Origin of the sequence: Bradyrhizobium monzae (genome assembly GCF_021458635.1) — a bacterium.
Classification (GTDB): Bacteria; Pseudomonadota; Alphaproteobacteria; order Rhizobiales; family Xanthobacteraceae; genus Bradyrhizobium.
The window spans coordinates 452567-469616 of sequence record NZ_JAIRDQ010000001.1 but is presented as its reverse complement, the minus strand read 5'-3'; the positions used below and the strand labels follow the sequence as shown (position 1 = coordinate 469616).

Genomic DNA, 17050 nt, shown 5'->3' with positions numbered 1-17050 from the left:
AATTCATATGCGTGGAGATCCAAATCGCAATTGACTATGACTGACTAGTCAGTCATAAATGGTGCATGACAGAGAAGTCCACCAAGGCGGTTGCGGCCAAGACAGCAGCTCACAAGCCCGAAGCTGGCGCGGAGGCCGCTGCTCCGGCATCAAGCCGCGCCATGCGCGCGGCGAAGCGGCGCGATGCGATCGTCGAGGCGGCGATGGAGGAATTCATTGCGCGCGGCTTTGCCGCGACGCGGCTCGACGACATCGCCAAGCGCGCCGGCGTCGCGAAGGGCACGATCTACCTGCACTTCAAGGACAAGGAATCGATGTTCGAGGAGCTCGTGCGCACGGTGATCGTGCCTGTGGTGGCAAAGCTGAATGCGTTGCCGCCGCCGACGGGCTCGGTGCGGGATCTCGTCGAAGCCTTTGCCGGCAATTTCCTGAAAGAGGTGATCGGCACACGGCGCGGCGATCTCGTGCGCCTGATCGTCGCGGAAGGACCGCGCTTTCCGGCCGTCGCCGATTTCTACTACCGCGAAGTGGTCTCGCGCGGGGTCGCCGGCATGCGCGCGCTGATCGAGCTCGGCATTGCCCGCGGCGAGATCCGCGACAAGGATCTTGCGCGCTATCCGCAGATCCTGGTCGCGCCGGCGATGATCGCGGTGATCTGGCAGAGCCTGTTTGCGCGGCACGCGCCGCTCGACGCGCAGGACATGCTGCGCGTCCATCTCGATTTGATTTTTGGCGAACGGAGGACGACATGAAGTCGATCTCTCACCTCATCCTGAGGAGCGCGGAAAGCGCGTCTCGAAGAATGCAGGCCCGGCTGTGGCTCCTCGCCCTTCGAGACGCCGCTTCGCGGCTCCCCAGGGTGAGGGGTCATAAGCGGTATCTGCCGCGCTTCTGTTCGATCGTGGTTCTGGTCCTCGCAACCGGACTCACCGGCTGCAACGACAAGCGCGATCCCGGCTTCCAGGGCTGGGTCGAGGCCGACATGATTTATGTCAGCCCGGATGAGGCAGGCCGGGTGACGAAGCTGAATATCCGTGAGGGCGACACCGTGAAGGTCGGCGATCACCTCTATTCGGTGGACGACGATCTCCAGCTTGCCGATCTCAACCAGACCAAGGCGACGCTGGCCAATGCGCAGCAGACCCATGATCGCGCGGAGTCGCTGAGAAAGACCGGCTCCGGTACACAAGCGTCGCTCGATTCCGCCGTCTCGGACCTGCGGGTTGCCGAAGCGCGGGTGGTGACCTCGGAGACGCGACTGGCGCGACGCACGGGCTTTGCCCCGGTTGCCGGCACCATCCAGCAGATCTACTTCCGGGAGGGCGAGATGGTGGCGGCGCAGCGGCCGGTGCTCTCGATCATGCCGCCCGGCAACATGAAGCTGCGCTTCTTCGTGCCGGAAACGGAGCTGCCGAAATTGTCGATCGGCGACGAGGTGCGGGTCGCCTGCGACAATTGCGCCGCCGATCTGACCGCCAAGATCTATTTCATCGCGACCTCGGCCGAATACACCCCGCCGGTGATCTATAGCCTCGAAGAGCGCAACAAGCTCGTCTACCTGATCCAGGCGCGGCCGTCGCGACCTGATGCTCTTCGCGTGGGGCAACCGATCGACGTCTATCTCAATCCCAAAACGCCGGTGGCGGACAAGCGATGAACGGCGGCAACGACATCGCGATCGACGTCAAGGGCCTGACCAAATCGTTCGGCGGCCGCGAGGTCGTGCACGATCTGTCGATGCAGGTGAAGCGTGGCTCGATCTACGGCTTCCTCGGCCCGAACGGTTCGGGCAAGACCACGACCATCCGCATCCTTTGCGGCCTGCTGACGCCCGATAGCGGCGAGGGCACCTGCCTCGGCTACGACATCCTGAAGGACGCGGACAAGATCAAGCGCCAGGTCGGCTACATGACCCAGCGCTTCAGCCTCTATCAGGATCTGTCCGTGCGCGAGAATCTCGAATTCCTCGCGCGGCTCTATGGCCTCACCGATGCGCGCGGCGCGGCGCGCGACATGATCAAGCGGCTCGGCTTGTCGGGGCGCGAGGAACAGCTCGCCGGCGAACTCTCCGGCGGCTGGAAGCAGCGGCTGGCGCTCGGGGCCTGCACGCTGCCGAGTCCAAAGTTGCTGTTGCTGGACGAGCCGACGGCGGGTGTCGATCCCAAGGCGCGGCGCGATTTCTGGAACGAGATCCATGGGCTCGCCGCCGAAGGCCTCACCGTGCTGGTCTCGACCCACTACATGGACGAGGCCGAGCGCTGCCACGAGATCGCCTACATCGCCTACGGTCACCTGCTGACGCACGGCACGGTGGAGGAGGTGATCGCGGGATCAGCGCTCACGACCTACACCGTGACAGGCGAGGACTTAAACGACCTCACGGCCGCGCTCACCGGCAAGCCCGGAATCGACATGGTGGCGCCGTTCGGCACCTCCTTGCACGTCTCGGGACGCGACGTCGCCGCGCTCGAGGCCAGCATCGCGCCGTGGCGCGACAAGAGCAGTCTGCACTGGCACAAATCGGCGCCCTCGCTGGAAGACGTCTTCATCGAGCTGATGAGCCGCTCCAAGGACAATTTTCAAGGATAGTTTGCAATGAGCGCCGTCGATCGTCCCGCGCCAGCGCACGAAATCCGGGAGCGCTTCGGCTTCTGGAAGCGCTCCTATGCGATGCTGGTCAAGGAGTTCATCCAGCTCAAGCGCGACCGCGTCTCGTTCGCGATGATCGTGATGCTCCCAGTAATGCAGCTGTTGCTGTTCGGCTATGCCATCAACACCACGCCGCACAATCTACCGAGCGCCGTGTTGCTCCAGGAGGATTCCGATCTCGCCCGCTCGGTGTTGAAGGCAATGGAGAATACCGCCTATTTCCGCTTCATCTACGAGGTGCACGACGTCGATGAATTCGACAACCTCCTGAAGTCCGGCAAGGTGCTGTTCGGCGTCGAGATCCCGCGCGGCTTCGAGCGGGCGGTGCGCCGCGGCGACAAGCCGGCGCTGCTGGTCGCGGCCGATGCCACGGATCCGGTCGCGGCCAGCGCTGCGATCGGCTCGCTCGGTATGCTCGTGCAGACTGCGCTCGCGCACGATCTCTATATCGGCGATCCCCCGGAGATGCCGTTCGAGATCCGCGCGCATGCACGCTACAATCCGGCCGCGAACTCCAGCCTCAACATTGTGCCGGGCCTGGTCGGCACCATCCTCACCATGACCATGCTGATCTTTACCGCGCTCTCGGTAACGCGCGAGGTCGAGCGCGGCACCATGGAGGCCTTGTTATCGATGCCGATCAAGCCGGTCGAGGTGATGTTCGGCAAGATCATCCCCTACGTGCTGGTCGGCTTCGTCCAGGCCTTCCTCATCATCGGCATTGGTGTGCTGCTGTTCAGCGTGCCCCTGCTCGGCAACGTTCTCCTGCTGGCGCTGCTCTCGACCCTGTTCATCGCCACCAATCTGTCGATCGGCTACACGATCTCGACGCTGGTGCAGAACCAGCTGCAGGCCATGCAGATGTCGATGATGTTCTTCCTGCCGAGCATCCTGCTGTCCGGCTTCATGTTCCCGTTCGCGGGCATGCCGGTCTGGGCGCAATTTGTCGGCGAATGCCTGCCGTTGACGCACTACTTGCGCATCGTCCGTGCCATCATGCTGAAGGGCGCGACCATGCAGAACCTGCGTTACGATACGCTGGCGCTGGCCGCCCTGATGGTGGTCGCCATGACCATCGCCGTGACGCGCTTCCGCCGCACGCTGGATTGAGGCAGACTGCCCCGGAATCGAGGGGGTGGAATGGTCAGCTTGATAAGCGGGAAAGCCCGGCAGAAAGCCGTCTTGTCGGAGGAGTTCGAGCGCGAGCTGACGCGCGAAGTGCTGCGCACCGAGCTGCTGCGGGTCAAGGCGCTGATCGCCACCGGCTGCGTCATGATGGTCTTGCTCACGGCAACCTTCGTGATCGATCCTGCCATCTCGAACCGGATCTGGCGCGGGACGGAGGGCATGGTCCGCGAATATGTCCTGGTGGCGGGCTTCCTGCTCTTCGAGGTCTGGGTCCACAGCCAGATCAGAAAAAACCTCGAGCTCGATCGCGACCTGCCGGTGATCAGGCGCTATATCGGCGCCTTTATCGAGACCTCGCTGCCGACGCTAATCCTGATCCTCCAGATCCGCAGCATGGGCGCGAGCCAGGCGCTCGGCTTCGTGTTGCCATTGGTCTATTTCATCTTCGTCATTCTTTCGACGCTGCGGCTCGATTTCTGGCTGTCCACCTTCACGGGTTTTGTCGCCGCAGCCGAACTCCTGGCGGTCGCGCTGTATTTCAATTCAGCCAGCGGCGCCGGCGAGCCGCTGATCTATTTCCACGCAGTCCGCAGTCTGGTGATCCTGGTATGTGGCGTGCTGGCGGGCTCGGTCGGCGCGCAGTTGCGGCGGCAATTTGCCGCGAGCATTGCCGCGGCCACGGCGCGCGACCGGGTGACCAATTTGTTCGGCCAGCACGTCTCGCCGCAGGTGGTCGAGCGGCTGATGGCGGAGGGGACGAGCGCTGCCGGCGATCTTCGTCGCGTGGCCGTGATGTTCGTCGATTTCCGCGGCTTTACCGCCGGCGCGCAGTCGCGCTCGCCGCAGGAGGTCGTCGACCGGCTCGACGGCGCCTTCGCGGTGCTGGTCGATATTCTCGATCGCCACGGCGGCATCGTGAACAAGTTTCTCGGCGACGGCTTTCTCGCGCTGTTCGGCGCGCCGCTGGAGGCGTCCGATGCCGCGCATCGCGCGGTCGCCGCAGGCCGTGACATGCTGACCGCGATGGATCATATCAATGCGCTGACGAGCTGGCCGCTCAGGATCGGCATCGGCATCCATTTCGGCGAGGTCGTCGCCGGCAATATCGGCTCGCCCCGGCGCAAGGAATACACCGTGATCGGCGACACCGTTAACTTTGCCGCGCGGCTCGAAGTCCTGAACAAGGAGTTCGGCTCGCAGCTCCTGATCTCCGCATCTGTGCGCGAGGCGCTCGGCGATGACGGCGGGGACGCGGTCGCGCTCGGCGAGGTCAGCGTGCGCGGCTACGAACGACCGGTTGCGGTGTTTCAGCTGGGGTGAGGGGCGCCGCTCGCGTTTCTTTGAACGCATGGCTGAAATATCTTACCCGGCATTCCGCTCTTGCACTCAGGACGTCGAAAAACCTTCGCCGTCCGTTTGTCACGCGGAGAAAATCCATGACCCGACTGACCTTCGTCTCGGCCGCCTTGATCGCCGCTTCCGTCTATCAAACCCAGGCCGCAGCCGCCCGCGACACCGCTCCCGTGCGGCGCGCCGCAACCCACGCCACGGCGGATTGCGTCAGGGCTCCCGCGGTGGGCGCCTATGCCACGGCGCCCTACAAGGAGCCGCCCTGCATGCCCAAGACCATGAACTGACGATCGGGAAGGCGAGGCCGGGTTGGCGAAGTCTGCGGCCCGGCCTCGCGCTCTCCTGCGGCTAGCTGGTCGCGCGGTATTCCAGTAGCGCTTGACTTACATCTCATCTAGTCATCTATATGACTATATGAATTCAGCCCCGCGCGACGACCGCCTGCCACGCTACCAGCGCCTGCGCGACGACCTCGCCGGGCGCATCAACCGCAACGAATGGCGGCCGGGCGAGCCGATTCCCTCGGAGGCTGAGCTTGGCGCCCATTACGGCGTCGCCATCGGCACCGTGCGCAAGGCAATCGACCAGCTCGTCGCCGACGCCGTGCTCGAGCGGCAGCAGGGCCGTGGTACCTTCGTGCGCCGGGCGCGCTTCAACTCCTCGCTGTTCCGCTTCTTCCGCTTCCGGTCCGAAAGCGGCGAGCGGCGCGTGCCGAAGAGCCGCATTATCAGGCGCAAGAGCGTGCCGGCGACATCCGCCGTCGCGTCGGCGTTGCGTATTCCCATTGGCGAGCCCGTGATCAGCCTGTCGCGCCTGCGGCTGATCGACGACGTGCCGCTGCTCGCCGAAGAGATCTGGCTGCAGCAATCGCGTTTCGCAAAAATTCTCGAGATCGACACCGCCGAGTTCGGCGACCTGCTGTATCCGCTCTACGAGGAGCGCTGCGGCGAGGTCGTGGTCTCCGCCGAGGAGATCCTGACGGTCGAGACCGCCAACGAGATGCAGGCGCGCCTATTGCGGCTCGAGGCTCGCGCGCCGCTGATCGTGATCGAGCGCCTCGCGCTCGATCTGGAGCGGCGGCCGATCGAATGGCGCCGCTCTCGCGGGCCGGCGGATCGCTTCCGCTACCATGCCGAGATCCGCTGACGGCGGCCTTGCAACGATATCAAGCAATAAACGAGTACAGGGGTAGGAAAACATGTCGAACTGGTACAGTGAAAGCTCGCCGTTGGAGCGGCGCACGTTCTGGGCAAGCTTTGGCGGCTGGGCGCTGGACGCGCTCGACGTCCAGATGTTCGGCCTTGCCATCCCTGCGCTGATCGCGGCCTTCGGCATCAGCAAGGCCGATGCCGGCCTGCTCGGTTCGGTCACGCTGTTCTTCGGCGCGTTCGGCGGATGGCTCGGTGGCGCGCTCGGCGATCGCTATGGCCGCGTCAAGGCGCTGCAGATCACGGTGCTGACCTTTGCGCTCGCGACCTTCGCCTGCGCATTCGCAATGAGCTTCACCCAGCTCCTGGTGCTCAAGGCCATCCAGGGCCTGGGCTTCGGCGCGGAATGGGCCGTCGGCGCGGTGCTGATGGCGGAGATCATCCGTCCCGAGCATCGCGGCAAGGCGCTGGGTTCAGTGCAGAGCGCCTGGGCGATCGGATGGGGCGCGGCGGTGCTGTTGTCGGCGCTGGTCTTCACTTACGCGCCGGCGGACATCGCCTGGCGCATCCTGTTTGCGATCGGTTTGTTGCCCGCGCTTCTCATCCTCTTCATCCGTCGCGGGTTGAAGGAGCCGCCGCGCGCTGTTGCAAGGGACGCGGAAACGCCGTTCCTCGCAACGCTCTCCGGCATCTTTCATCGTGACGTGCTGCGCTCGACCCTGGTCGGCGGCTTGTTCGGCATCGGCGCCCACGGTGGCTATGCCGCGCTGACGACGTTCCTGCCGACCTACCTGCGCGAGGTGCGGCATCTCTCGGTGCTCGGCTCCAGCTTCTATCTCGCGGTCATTATCGCCGCCTTTTTCTGCGGCTGTGTCGCGAGCGGGATCATCAGCGACCGCATCGGCCGCCGGGCCAATGTCGCGTTCTTCGCCAGCGCCTGCATCGCCACCGTGCTGGTCTACATCTTTGCGCCACTGACCAACGGCGAGATGCTGTTGCTCGGCTTTCCACTCGGCTTCTTCTCGGCCGGTATTCCCGCCAGCATGGCGGCACTGTTCAGCGAGCTCTATCCGGCCGGCGTGCGCGGCACCGGCGTCGGCTTCTGCTACAATTTCGGCCGCGTCGTCTCCGCAGCGTTTCCTTTCCTGGTCGGTTTCCTCAGTGATCACATCGGTCTCGGGCCCGCGATCGGCATCGACGCGGCCTTCGCTTATTCGCTGGTGCTGATTGCGGTGGTGCTCCTGCCCGAGACCCGCGGCAAGGTGTTCGAGCAGGCCGCGGCCGCCCGCGCTTGACGGAAACGGGGAGGAATAACCATGACATCGACCCAACGCGGCCTGACGCGCCGCCAGTTTGGTGCGGGCCTCGCATCGCTCGCCGCAGGGGTCGCGACCACAGCCAGGAGTGAGGCGGCCTTGCCGACGATCGACACCCACGCCCATGTCTTTCATCGTAGATTGAAACTCGCGCCGGGCCGGCGTTATGCGCCGGACTACGACGCGCCGCTGTCGCTTTATCTCGAGCAGCTCGACCACAACGGCATGACCAACGGCGTGCTGGTGCAGCCGAGCTTTCTCGGCACCGACAATTCCTATCTGGTCGACTGCCTGAAGCAGACCAACGGCCGCCTGCGCGGCATTGCCGTCGTCGATCCCACGGCTTCCGCAGACGAGCTGCGCGAACTCGATCGTGCCGGCATCGTCGGCATTCGCCTCAATCTCGTTGGCCAGCCCTTGCCCGATCTGGGTGCTACCGAATGGAAGGGATTGCTCACGAACGTGAAGGCGATGGGCTGGCAGGTCGAGATCCAGCGCAACGCCCCCGATCTTGCCGCGCTCGCGCCGCAACTGCTCGATCGCGGCGTCACTGTCGTGCTCGATCATTACGCGCTGCCCGATTCGAAGCTCGGTGTCGCCGATCCCGGCTTTCAATCCGTGCTGAAATTGGGAGCGACGAAAAACGTCTGGGTCAAGATCTCCGCGCCGTACCGCAATGGCGCCGCCGGCGAGAGCTTTGCGAAAGAGGCTTATCCGTTGCTGCGCAGTGCCTACGGCCTCGATCGCCTGCTGTGGGGCAGCGACTGGCCGCACACGCAGTTCGAGGCAACGCAGGCTTACGCGAAGAACCGCGAATTCCTCGATGCGCTGATCGTCGACAAGAGCGAGCGCGCGCAAGTTCTGGCATCACCGCGGCCGCTTTTTCGTTTCTGATCCGTCATCGGTGATTGCTCCGATTGCTCCGAATTTTGGGGCATGACGGGCGATGTTTTGGGCCTGTAGAGTGCTGCGCGAAGCGGCCGGTTTGCTGCCGCCAATTGCGTGAGGATTTTGCATGCAGCGCCGCTACATCACCGTCGACGTGTTCACTGACCGCGCCTTCGGCGGCAACCAGCTCGCCGTGGTGCTCGACGCCGCAGGGCTTTCAACGCAGCAGATGCAGGCGATCGCGACCGAGTTCAACTATTCCGAGACGACCTTCGTGCTGCCGCCGCGCGACAAGGCCAACGACGCCGAGGTGCGCATCTTCACGCCGGTGAGGGAGATGCCGTTCGCCGGCCATCCGAATGTCGGCACCTCTTTCGTGCTGGCGAGCCTCGCGAAGGAGCCGAAGCCGCGATTGCTGTTCGAGGAGATAGCTGGGTTGGTCCCGGTCGACATCGTGCGGGAGCAAGGCAGGGTGATCAGCACCGAGCTCACCGCGCCGCAGCCGCTGTCGCGACTGGCGGAGATTTCCGCCGCCGACGTTGCGGCCTGCATCTCCTTGACTGCTGATGACATCAAGGTCGATCGCCACGCGCCGCACGTTGTCGGCGTCGGAACGCCGTTCGTGGTGGCGGAGCTGCATTCGCGCGATGCGCTCAAGCGGGCGAGGCCCGACGCGGCTGCGTTCGGCAGGGTATTGCCGCGCGACGACGCCCGCTCGGTGTGGTTCTACACAAGCGATGTGCCCGCATCGGAGGCGCCTAGCGAGCGACAGGCGCGGATGTTCATGCGCGGTGCCGGCGGTCTCGCCGAAGACCCCGCCACCGGCAGCGCCACGGTCGCCGCCGCCGCGTTGTTCGCCGATCTCGATCCCGTGCGCGACGGCGAGTTGAAGCTCACGGTCGGCCAGGGCTTTGACATGGGCCGGCCCAGCATCCTCCGGACGCGCGTGCGCAAGCAGGACGGCAAGATCGTTTCCGCCCATGTCGGCGGCAGCTGCGTGCAGATGATGGAGGGGACGTTCAGGCTGGCGGGGGAGGGGTAGCTCTCGCCACTCGTTACGCCGAGCGATCCGTCATCCTGAGGTGCGAGCCCTTGCGAGCCTCGAAGGATGCACGGCCCGGGTGCTGCAACGTCGGTGGCACGCCGCCGTCCTTCGAGGGCCGCTGAAGAAGCGGCCACCTCAGGATGACGGCTACGGCCAACACCCGAACGACGGCTACACCTGTCGCCCCGCAAGATTCCGCACCGCCACCCCATCGCGCTCCTCGATGATCTCCGCGATCATCTGACGGTGGCAATGGGTATGGTCGCGCTCGTAGCAGAGCAGGCAGACGGGGCCGGCCTTCTTCACCAGCGCCGAGAGTTCGTCCATCGCTTCCTTGGCTTCAGGTGCCTTCAGATGCTTTGAGTAGATCTTCTCCAGCGCATCGTATTGCCCGCTGCGCGCGGCGAGGCGGCCCTCTTTGGGTGTACCGAGGGCTGCGAGATGGACATAGGCGATGCCGCGTTCGTCGAGGCCTGCGGCAAGCTGCTTCTTGGAAAAGCCGGGCCGCCGCGACGACGTCACCGCGCGCACGTCGACTACGAGCTTGACGCCGGCCTGCTCCAGCTCGTCCAGCACCGCCTTGGGCGGCGTCTGCTCATAGCCGATGGTGAAGAGCTTTTTCGCCTTCGCCATGAACGATCCTCAGCTCACCCGCGCGATAAGTTCCATGGCCCCGTGCGGTGCGCGCACCTTGCCCTCGTGAATGACATAGGCGAACACGTCGCGCGGCTCCTTCTTCGGCTTCGCCTTGTCGACCTTCGGAAGGTCGTCGGGTTCACCGCCGTTGGCCCAGGCCTGGAAGCGTTCGGCCCAGGCATCGAGCTGCTTCGGCGGATAGCAGGTCTTGATCTCGTCGTTGCCCTTCTGCAGCCGGGCATAGACGAAATCACCGGCGACATCGGCGATCGCCGGATATTTGCCGTGCTCGGCGAACACCACAGGCGTTTCGAATTCGCGGATCAGTGCGATGAAGTCGGGCGCGCAGAAGCTGTCGTGACGCACCTCCACCACGTGGCGCAGCGCGCGGCCCTCGAGCTTTCGCGGCAACAGCTCCAGAAACTTGCCGAAATCGGCGCCGTCGAATTTCTTGGTCGGCGCGAACTGCCAGAGCACGGGGCCGAGATGGTCGCCGAGTTCCAGTACGCCGGAATCGTAGAACCGCTTGATGGAATCGCCGGCCTCGGCGAGCACGCGACGGTTGGTGGCAAAGCGCGGGCCCTTCACCGAGAACACAAAACCCTCAGGAACCTCGCCGGCCCATTTGCGAAAGCTCTCAGGCTTCTGCGAGCCGTAATAGGTGCCGTTGATCTCGATTGAGGTCAGCTTCGAGGCCGCGTAGGACAGCTCCTTCGCCTGCGTCAGCTTCTCCGGATAGAACACGCCGCGCCAGGGCTCGAAGGTCCAGCCGCCGACGCCGATGAAGATGTTGCCGGATTTTTTGGTCGCGGTTTTTGCTTTGGCCACGGAGGATCTCGCATCGACGGGAAGGGGAGGTCTGCATCCTAGTCAAACCAGAAGTGATTGGCCAGCTGCGGTGTCCCGTCTAAGCTGACGAAGAAATCTGCGCAAAAAGGAGAACAAGATGCGGATGGTGATGCTGGGAGCGGCGCTCGTGTTGATGACATCTGCTGCCATGACATTTGCGGCCAAGGCGGATGACGACGACACGAAGGGCGCGCAGAAGCTCGCCATGCAGGGCCGCGACGATTACTGGCATTGCCTGGCGCGGGAGTATTCGCGCGACAGCAATCAGGGACTATCGGAGCAGGATTTCGGCCGCTCGGTCGCCGGCGCCTGTCCGTCGGAGCGGCAATATTACCGGGTGGCGCTGCTCGATTATCTCACCTCGCAGTATCCGAGCATCGAATCCGGCGCCCATCTCGCGACCGCGAACAGGGCCGTGGAGGCGGCGCAGAAGGACATCGTGACCGCCTTCGTCAAGCACCGACCGCCAGCAAAGTAGGGAGTGGCGAATGGCCAATAGCGAATAGGGTCGGACAGCCAGCCTTCGTCATTCGCTACTCGCCATGCGCTATTCGCCCCTCCGCGAAGGACCCTTCCAGCTGCGCGCCCAGGCGTGGTAAGCTGGGTTCATCTGGAACAGGGACGGGCTGGCATGTCGTCTGAGTCGGTAGGTGGCATTTGTGGCGTGATCGTCGCGGCGATCGTGCTTGCGGTCGCCGTCGTCTTCGGGCCGATCGGGCAGTACGGCAAGCCGCCGAAGCCGGCCAAGGTCGAGCCGGCCCCCTCCGCCATGGCGCCCGCAGTTCCTGTGGCGCCGGCGCCGCGGGGCCCGGTGATCCGGGAAGTCCCGAACCAGTAATGGCCTGAAAAAGATCTCCTGGCCCCCTTGCGAAGCGGCCAGGGCGCCCCCATTTGCTCGATAACGGCAACGTTGAGTAACAACCTCCGTTGCTGAGACGACCTTGGAATAGCTTGGGCTCGCGCCGGATGTACGCGCGGCCCGCCGTTCCGGGGTCGTTGGCATTTTAGGGCCCCGTTTGGGTCATTCCCCCAGACCCCCGGCTTGGCATCGCAGGACGCGGCAGATATACGCTGCCGTCATGAATGAAGCGATCAGACCGGACGTCGACGGCCAGGCCCAGGAGGGGCCGGAGCTGTCGGTCATCGTCCCGACCTTCAACGAGCGCGACAACGTCACCGTGCTGTACCGGCGGCTGGAGGCGACGCTCGTCAACGTCGCCTGGGAGGTCGTGTTCGTCGACGACAATTCGCCCGACGGCACCTCGGACGTGGTGCGGGCGCTGGCGCAGCAGGACAGCCGCGTGCGCTGCATCCGCCGCATCGGCCGCCGCGGCCTGTCGGGCGCCTGCATCGAGGGCATCCTGGCCTCCAGCGCGCCTTACGCCGCCGTAATCGACGCCGACCTCCAGCACGACGAGACGCAGTTGCCGAAGATGCTGTTGCTGCTCGCAAGCGACCAGGCCGACCTCGTCGTCGGCAGCCGCTATATCGAGGGCTACAAGAGCGAAGGTTTCAACAAGCAGCGCGCCGGCGCCAGTGCGCTGGCGACCGAGGTCGCGAAGAAGATGCTCCGGGTCGAGATCGCCGATCCGATGAGCGGCTTCTTCATGGTCCGCCGCGACCGTTTCGAGCAATTGGCGCCCAAGCTTTCGGTGCACGGCTTCAAGATCCTGCTCGATCTGGTCGCGAGCGCGCAGGGCAATTTGCGCGCGGTCGAGATTCCCTACACGTTCGGCGCCCGCCAGCATGGCGAGAGCAAGCTCGATTCCATGGTCGCGCTCGACTTCCTCGGACTCGTGCTGGCGAAGCTGACCAACGATATCGTCTCGCTGCGCTTCATCCTGTTCGCGATGGTGGGCGGCATCGGCCTCGTGGTGCATCTCACCACGCTGTTCATCGGACTTCAGTTGTTCAGGGCGCCGTTCGCGGAGGCCCAGGCCGCCGGCGCGATCGTTGCCATGACCACCAATTTCATCCTCAACAACTTCCTCACGTATCGCGACCAGCGGCTGAAGGGCTTTGCGATCCTGCGCGGCCTGATCATGTTCTACATCGTCTGCAGCGTCGGCCTGCTCGCCAATGTCGGCGTCGCCTTCTCGGTCTACGACCAGGAGCCGATCTGGTGGCTGGCGGGCCTTGCCGGCGCGCTGATGGGCGTGGTGTGGAATTACGCGATGTCCGGACTATTCGTCTGGCGCAAGAAATAACGCGTCAAGGCTTGCAAGGAAGCTTGTATGGGCGGGGCTGACGCGCGGATCGTCCGCAATACGGCGCTGGTGATCCTTGCGCTGGTCGCATTGCGGCTGGTGGCGGCCGCCTTCACGCCGATCACCTTCGACGAAGCCTATTACTGGATGTGGTCGAAGAATCTGGCGGGCGGTTACTACGACCACCCGCCAATGGTGGCTTACGTCATCCGCGCCGGCACCATGATAGCCGGCGACACCGAGCTCGGCGTCCGTCTGGTCTCGATCCTGCTCGCGCTGCCGATGAGCTATGCGATCTATCGCACGGCCGCGATCCTGTTCGGCGGCGCCCGGCTGGCGGCAACCAGCGCCATCCTGCTCAACGTGACGATGATGGCCTCGGTCGGTACGCTGATCGTGACGCCGGATGCGCCGTTGCTGGTCGCCTCCAGCTTCGTGCTGTTCTTCCTCGCAAAAGTGCTGGAGACCGGTCGTGGTGCCTGGTGGCTTGCTGTCGGCGCCGCCGTGGGCGCGGCGTTGCTGTCGAAGTACACCGCGATGTTCTTTGGCGCGGCGATCCTGATCTGGCTCGCGGCGGTGCCAAAACTGAGACGCTGGTTCCTCTCGCCCTGGCCCTATCTCGGCGGCCTCGTCGCGCTCGCGCTGTTCTCGCCGGTGATCCTCTGGAATGCGGATCATCACTGGGTTTCGTTCGTCAAGCAGCTCGGGCGCGCCAGGATCGAGGATTTCCGCCCGGTCTTCATTGCCGAGCTGATCCCGACCCAGATCGCGTTTGCGACCCCGCTCGTGTTCATCCTCGGCGCGATGGGCCTGCATGCGCTGACCTGGCGCCGCGCCGGTGCACTGGCCTCGCGCGTGCTGATCGAGACGATGTTCTGGACCATCGTCGCCTATTTCGTCTGGCATTCGCTGCATGCCCGCGTCGAGGCCAACTGGTTTGCGCCGGTCTATCCGCCCTTCGTCGTTGCCGCCGCTGCCGCGGCCAACCTCGTACAGTGGAAACCGCGTGCGCGACGCCTGGTCGATTTCTGCCTGCGCTGGGCCGCGCCCACGGGCATCGTGATGTTCGCCGCACTGATCCTGCAGGCCAATACGGGCTGGCTATCCGGCTATCGCCGCGATGCGACCGTTCGCAGTGTCGGCGTCGGCTGGCGTGAACTCGCCGCCGGTATCGAGGCGGAACGCGTCCGCAGCGGTGCGACCTGCGTGCTCACGCCGGATTACGGCACCACGGGCTGGCTCGCCTTCTATCTGCCGCGCGGCAGCTGCGTGGTGCAGCAGAACCAGCGCATCCGCTGGGTCAACATGCCCGAGCCCGATCCAAAACTGCTCGCGGGCAAGCTGATCTATGTCGACGAGCTGCGTCCCGACGGCCATCCGTTCCTGAACGACCTCTTCACGCAGGTGACGCGTGTCGCCGAGCTGCAGCGCAAGCGCGGCCCGCTCGTGGTGGAGACCTACGGCATCGATCTGCTCGAGGGCGCCAAGGGCGAGGTGCTGGACCGCTCGCTGCCGCCTGAGCTTCTGCCCTGAGCGATCACAAGATCTTGCCGTTGATCGACAGCTCCTTGATCCGCTTTTCCCAGTCGATCAGGGAACGGTACCATCCCAGTGTATGGGTCGTGGGATCGTCGCCACTCACCACGCCGCGCTCCAGAGCCTGCTTTATCTCCACGATGCCTTCGTGCACGCGTGAGGACGGATCGAACTTCAGGCGCTGTATGATCTTGGCAAAGGACAGATTATAGGTTCGCTTGTCCGTCGCATCCGGGATCGTGTGTGTGACGATGTTCGGGATGATGTCTTTGACGAAATTTGCCAGCTGTTTGATTTGATAATTGAGATCGTCGCTGCCGACGTTGAAGGTCTCGCCGGATACGGCTGACGCCTCGCTCTCGACGCTCATCATCAGGGCGCGGCAGACATCATGAACGTGAATGAACGGCCGCCATTGCTCGCCGCCTCCCATGACGTAGATCACTCGCTCTTTCCAGGCGCGTAGCGTCATGACGTTGATGGCGAGGTCGAAGCGCATGCGCGGAGCCAGGCCGAATACCGTGCTGTTGCGCAGGATGACCGTCTCGAACGTGTCGCTTTGCAGCTTGCGCAACTCGTCCTCGACGTGAAGCTTGCTCTCGGCATACAGCGTCTGCGGGCGGCAGACGGCGTGCTCGTTGAGCGCCACTTCCTGGCCGTGGCCGTAGACAGATGCCGAGCTCGAGTAGACATAGCGGCGAACGCCGGCCTGTTTGGCCGCGCGAGCGAGACGAACGCCGCCCTGATGGTTGATCGAGACCGTCAGTTCGGGATCGATTTCGGCGGAGGCGTCGTTGCTTAGTCCTGCCAGGTCGATGACGGCGTCCATGCCCTCGAACTGCTTGGGGTCCACGGTGCGGATGTCGTCGACGAGCAGCTTGATGTTCGGGTGGGAAGCCGCCTGCATGAAACGATCCCGGCCGAAAAACCCGCGATCGAGCGCAGTCACCGAATACCCCTTTTGGGCCAGCATCTGGCACAGGGGAATGCCGATATAGCCACCGGCTCCAGTCACGAGAACTTTCTGCATCTGTTCGACTTCTATGTCCTTGGGGTCATCGCATGAGGTGCGATCTGTTTTTTGGGACTAAGACCTGCTTCCGTTTTGCACGGATTGGCGCACGCTCTCGATCGCTGCGACGATGAGATCGCATTCTTCGTCGGTCATGTCGTTGTAGACCGGGAGCGCAATGACGCTGTAAGCGATCCTTTCCGTCACAGCCAATTTCACCTCCTTATGCGCGGCGTAGGCCGTCATGTGGTGGCAGGGCGGGCTGTAATACTTCCGGACGAAGACGTCGTGCTTCTCGAGCGCCGCTGCCAGTGCCTCTCGGTCTATTCCGAATTCCGCGGCGTCCACGACGATCGGCAGGTACAGCCAGTTGGATTGGACGTCTGCGGGCTCTTGCCCCACATGCAAGCCGGCAATCCGGGAAAGGCCGGTCCGCATGCGCTCGACAGCGTGGCGGCGGGTCGCGATGGCCTGCTCGAACGTCTTGAGTTGCTCGAGGCCGATGATGGCCGATATCTCCAGCATCTTCCCGTTCAAGCCTGCCTCGTGACAGTCGGCGCCATCGACTTGTCCGAAGTTGCGCATCGCTTTGACGCGCGCGAACAGCTCTGCGTCGTGGCTGCAGACGCACCCGCCCTCCATCGTCGAAAAGGCTTTGGTGGCGTGGAAGCTGAACATCTGCGCGTCTGCGAAGCCTCCGACCAAATGGCCGTTGACGCGCGTGCCGAACGACGGCGCGCTGTCGACGAGGAATTTCAACTTGTGGCGCTCGGCGATGCGGGCAAGCGCAGCGTAATCGCTGGCGACGCCATAAGCGTCGACGGCAAGGATGGCGACCGAGCGGTCCGTGATCCTGCGCTCCACATCGTTCGGGTCGAGACGCATGGTCTGGTCATCGAGGATGTCCGCAAATACCGGCTCGGCTCCGGCCCATCTGACGGCATGCGGAGTGGCGCTGAACGTGAATGACGGCACGATCACTTCGCCTGCCGTAATTCCCGCAGCCCTCAGCATCGCCATCATGCCGATCTGGCCATTGCAGAATACGAGGGTCGGGACGCCAAGATACTCGCTCAAGCGCGCCTCGAATTCGACGACCCAACGCGAGTTATTGGTGACCTGGCCGGCTTCCAGCGCGTTCTCGAACGCGGCCAGGAATTGCTCCGTCTTCGGAAACCTCGGACGCACGATATGGAGCGGGCTCTTGGCCCGGGGCGCCGGAAATTCAGGCGGGAGCATGTCGCTCATCTCGAGTCCTGGTTGTCGATAAGGTCCATGACTGGTTA

The 17050-nt window shown here is 64.1% G+C and carries 18 protein-coding genes; 14 read left to right on the top strand and 4 right to left on the bottom strand.

All coding sequences use genetic code 11. The features are described 5' to 3' along the window. Positions 1–65 precede the first annotated feature (65 nt). From K3F49_RS02445 to K3F49_RS02400, 10 genes are all read left to right on the top strand, one after another. A complete protein-coding gene (locus K3F49_RS02445; protein WP_234679229.1) occupies positions 66–752 on the top strand; it encodes a TetR/AcrR family transcriptional regulator in 687 nt (228 codons plus the stop codon). Further along, positions 749–1657 carry an HlyD family secretion protein gene (locus tag K3F49_RS02440; protein ID WP_234679227.1) on the top strand — a complete coding sequence of 303 codons (909 nt, stop codon included), beginning with the start codon at positions 749–751 and terminating at the stop codon, positions 1655–1657. The genes K3F49_RS02445 and K3F49_RS02440 overlap by 4 nt, the downstream gene beginning before the upstream one ends. After that, complete coding sequence (locus K3F49_RS02435) at positions 1654–2589, top strand: ABC transporter ATP-binding protein (RefSeq protein ID WP_234679225.1); 936 nt, start codon at positions 1654–1656, stop codon at positions 2587–2589. Before K3F49_RS02440 ends, K3F49_RS02435 begins: the two co-directional genes overlap by 4 nt. A 6-nt stretch (positions 2590–2595) precedes the next feature. Beyond that, positions 2596–3759 carry an ABC transporter permease gene (locus K3F49_RS02430; RefSeq protein ID WP_234679223.1) on the top strand — a complete coding sequence of 388 codons (1164 nt, stop codon included), beginning with the start codon at positions 2596–2598 and terminating at the stop codon, positions 3757–3759. Between the two features lie 30 nt (positions 3760–3789). Then, the gene (locus K3F49_RS02425) at positions 3790–5097 is read left to right on the top strand and encodes an adenylate/guanylate cyclase domain-containing protein (protein WP_234679221.1); all 1308 of its coding nucleotides are present in this window, start codon (positions 3790–3792) and stop codon (positions 5095–5097) included. A gap of 116 nt (positions 5098–5213) precedes the next feature. Next, positions 5214–5414 carry a hypothetical protein gene (locus K3F49_RS02420; protein ID WP_234679220.1) on the top strand — a complete coding sequence of 67 codons (201 nt, stop codon included), beginning with the start codon at positions 5214–5216 and terminating at the stop codon, positions 5412–5414. A gap of 127 nt (positions 5415–5541) precedes the next feature. Then, the gene (locus tag K3F49_RS02415; protein ID WP_234679218.1) at positions 5542–6273 is read left to right on the top strand and encodes a GntR family transcriptional regulator; all 732 of its coding nucleotides are present in this window, start codon (positions 5542–5544) and stop codon (positions 6271–6273) included. 52 nt (positions 6274–6325) lie between these two features. Continuing rightward, positions 6326–7570 carry an MFS transporter gene (locus K3F49_RS02410; protein WP_234679216.1) on the top strand — a complete coding sequence of 415 codons (1245 nt, stop codon included), beginning with the start codon at positions 6326–6328 and terminating at the stop codon, positions 7568–7570. Between the two features lie 21 nt (positions 7571–7591). Further along, complete coding sequence (locus tag K3F49_RS02405; protein WP_234679214.1) at positions 7592–8485, top strand: amidohydrolase family protein; 894 nt, start codon at positions 7592–7594, stop codon at positions 8483–8485. Positions 8486–8606: 121 nt separating this feature from the next. Further along, the gene (locus K3F49_RS02400; protein ID WP_234679212.1) at positions 8607–9521 is read left to right on the top strand and encodes a PhzF family phenazine biosynthesis protein; all 915 of its coding nucleotides are present in this window, start codon (positions 8607–8609) and stop codon (positions 9519–9521) included. Positions 9522–9695: 174 nt separating this feature from the next. Here the strand turns inward: K3F49_RS02400 and K3F49_RS02395 are convergent, their stop codons facing one another. Beyond that, entirely contained in the window at positions 9696–10157 is a 462-nt protein-coding gene (locus K3F49_RS02395) for a DUF488 domain-containing protein (RefSeq protein WP_234679209.1), read from the bottom strand. A gap of 9 nt (positions 10158–10166) precedes the next feature. Then, positions 10167–10988 (bottom strand): DUF72 domain-containing protein, encoded by an 822-nt coding sequence (locus K3F49_RS02390; protein WP_234679207.1) that lies wholly within the window; start codon positions 10986–10988, stop codon positions 10167–10169. Between the two features lie 118 nt (positions 10989–11106). Between K3F49_RS02390 and K3F49_RS02385 the strand changes: the two genes are divergently transcribed. From K3F49_RS02385 to K3F49_RS02370, 4 genes are all read left to right on the top strand, one after another. Then, positions 11107–11487 carry a hypothetical protein gene (locus K3F49_RS02385; protein ID WP_234679205.1) on the top strand — a complete coding sequence of 127 codons (381 nt, stop codon included), beginning with the start codon at positions 11107–11109 and terminating at the stop codon, positions 11485–11487. A 153-nt stretch (positions 11488–11640) separates the two neighbouring features. Further along, positions 11641–11847 carry a hypothetical protein gene (locus K3F49_RS02380; RefSeq protein ID WP_234679203.1) on the top strand — a complete coding sequence of 69 codons (207 nt, stop codon included), beginning with the start codon at positions 11641–11643 and terminating at the stop codon, positions 11845–11847. Between the two features lie 241 nt (positions 11848–12088). Beyond that, on the top strand, positions 12089–13216 hold the full coding sequence (locus K3F49_RS02375; protein WP_234679201.1) for a glycosyltransferase: 1128 nt from the start codon (positions 12089–12091) through the stop codon (positions 13214–13216). A 27-nt stretch (positions 13217–13243) separates the two neighbouring features. Further along, a complete protein-coding gene (locus tag K3F49_RS02370) occupies positions 13244–14749 on the top strand; it encodes a glycosyltransferase family 39 protein (protein ID WP_234679199.1) in 1506 nt (501 codons plus the stop codon). 4 nt (positions 14750–14753) lie between these two features. On the opposite strand, the gene K3F49_RS02365 is transcribed toward K3F49_RS02370, so the two are convergent. Both K3F49_RS02365 and K3F49_RS02360 read right to left on the bottom strand, forming a co-directional pair. Then, positions 14754–15782 carry an NAD-dependent epimerase/dehydratase family protein gene (locus tag K3F49_RS02365; protein WP_234679198.1) on the bottom strand — a complete coding sequence of 343 codons (1029 nt, stop codon included), beginning with the start codon at positions 15780–15782 and terminating at the stop codon, positions 14754–14756. Between the two features lie 57 nt (positions 15783–15839). Beyond that, entirely contained in the window at positions 15840–17003 is a 1164-nt protein-coding gene (locus tag K3F49_RS02360) for a DegT/DnrJ/EryC1/StrS family aminotransferase (RefSeq protein WP_234680557.1), read from the bottom strand. Between the last annotated feature and the right edge of the window lie 47 nt (positions 17004–17050).

Excerpts from the sequence above, each read along its gene's own strand:
- K3F49_RS02445 (WP_234679229.1), top strand. The coding sequence starts at position 66 with ATGACAGAGAAGTCCACCAAGGCGGTTGCGGCCAAGACAGCAGCTCAC.
- K3F49_RS02440 (WP_234679227.1), top strand. The coding sequence starts at position 749 with ATGAAGTCGATCTCTCACCTCATCCTGAGGAGCGCGGAAAGCGCGTCT.
- K3F49_RS02435 (WP_234679225.1), top strand. The coding sequence starts at position 1,654 with ATGAACGGCGGCAACGACATCGCGATCGACGTCAAGGGCCTGACCAAA.
- K3F49_RS02430 (WP_234679223.1), top strand. The coding sequence starts at position 2,596 with ATGAGCGCCGTCGATCGTCCCGCGCCAGCGCACGAAATCCGGGAGCGC.
- K3F49_RS02425 (WP_234679221.1), top strand. The coding sequence starts at position 3,790 with ATGGTCAGCTTGATAAGCGGGAAAGCCCGGCAGAAAGCCGTCTTGTCG.
- K3F49_RS02420 (WP_234679220.1), top strand. The coding sequence starts at position 5,214 with ATGACCCGACTGACCTTCGTCTCGGCCGCCTTGATCGCCGCTTCCGTC.
- K3F49_RS02415 (WP_234679218.1), top strand. The coding sequence starts at position 5,542 with ATGAATTCAGCCCCGCGCGACGACCGCCTGCCACGCTACCAGCGCCTG.
- K3F49_RS02410 (WP_234679216.1), top strand. The coding sequence starts at position 6,326 with ATGTCGAACTGGTACAGTGAAAGCTCGCCGTTGGAGCGGCGCACGTTC.
- K3F49_RS02405 (WP_234679214.1), top strand. The coding sequence starts at position 7,592 with ATGACATCGACCCAACGCGGCCTGACGCGCCGCCAGTTTGGTGCGGGC.
- K3F49_RS02400 (WP_234679212.1), top strand. The coding sequence starts at position 8,607 with ATGCAGCGCCGCTACATCACCGTCGACGTGTTCACTGACCGCGCCTTC.
- K3F49_RS02395 (WP_234679209.1), bottom strand. The coding sequence starts at position 10,157 with ATGGCGAAGGCGAAAAAGCTCTTCACCATCGGCTATGAGCAGACGCCG.
- K3F49_RS02385 (WP_234679205.1), top strand. The coding sequence starts at position 11,107 with ATGCGGATGGTGATGCTGGGAGCGGCGCTCGTGTTGATGACATCTGCT.
- K3F49_RS02380 (WP_234679203.1), top strand. The coding sequence starts at position 11,641 with ATGTCGTCTGAGTCGGTAGGTGGCATTTGTGGCGTGATCGTCGCGGCG.
- K3F49_RS02375 (WP_234679201.1), top strand. The coding sequence starts at position 12,089 with ATGAATGAAGCGATCAGACCGGACGTCGACGGCCAGGCCCAGGAGGGG.
- K3F49_RS02370 (WP_234679199.1), top strand. The coding sequence starts at position 13,244 with ATGGGCGGGGCTGACGCGCGGATCGTCCGCAATACGGCGCTGGTGATC.
- K3F49_RS02365 (WP_234679198.1), bottom strand. The coding sequence starts at position 15,782 with ATGCAGAAAGTTCTCGTGACTGGAGCCGGTGGCTATATCGGCATTCCC.
- K3F49_RS02360 (WP_234680557.1), bottom strand. The coding sequence starts at position 17,003 with ATGCTCCCGCCTGAATTTCCGGCGCCCCGGGCCAAGAGCCCGCTCCAT.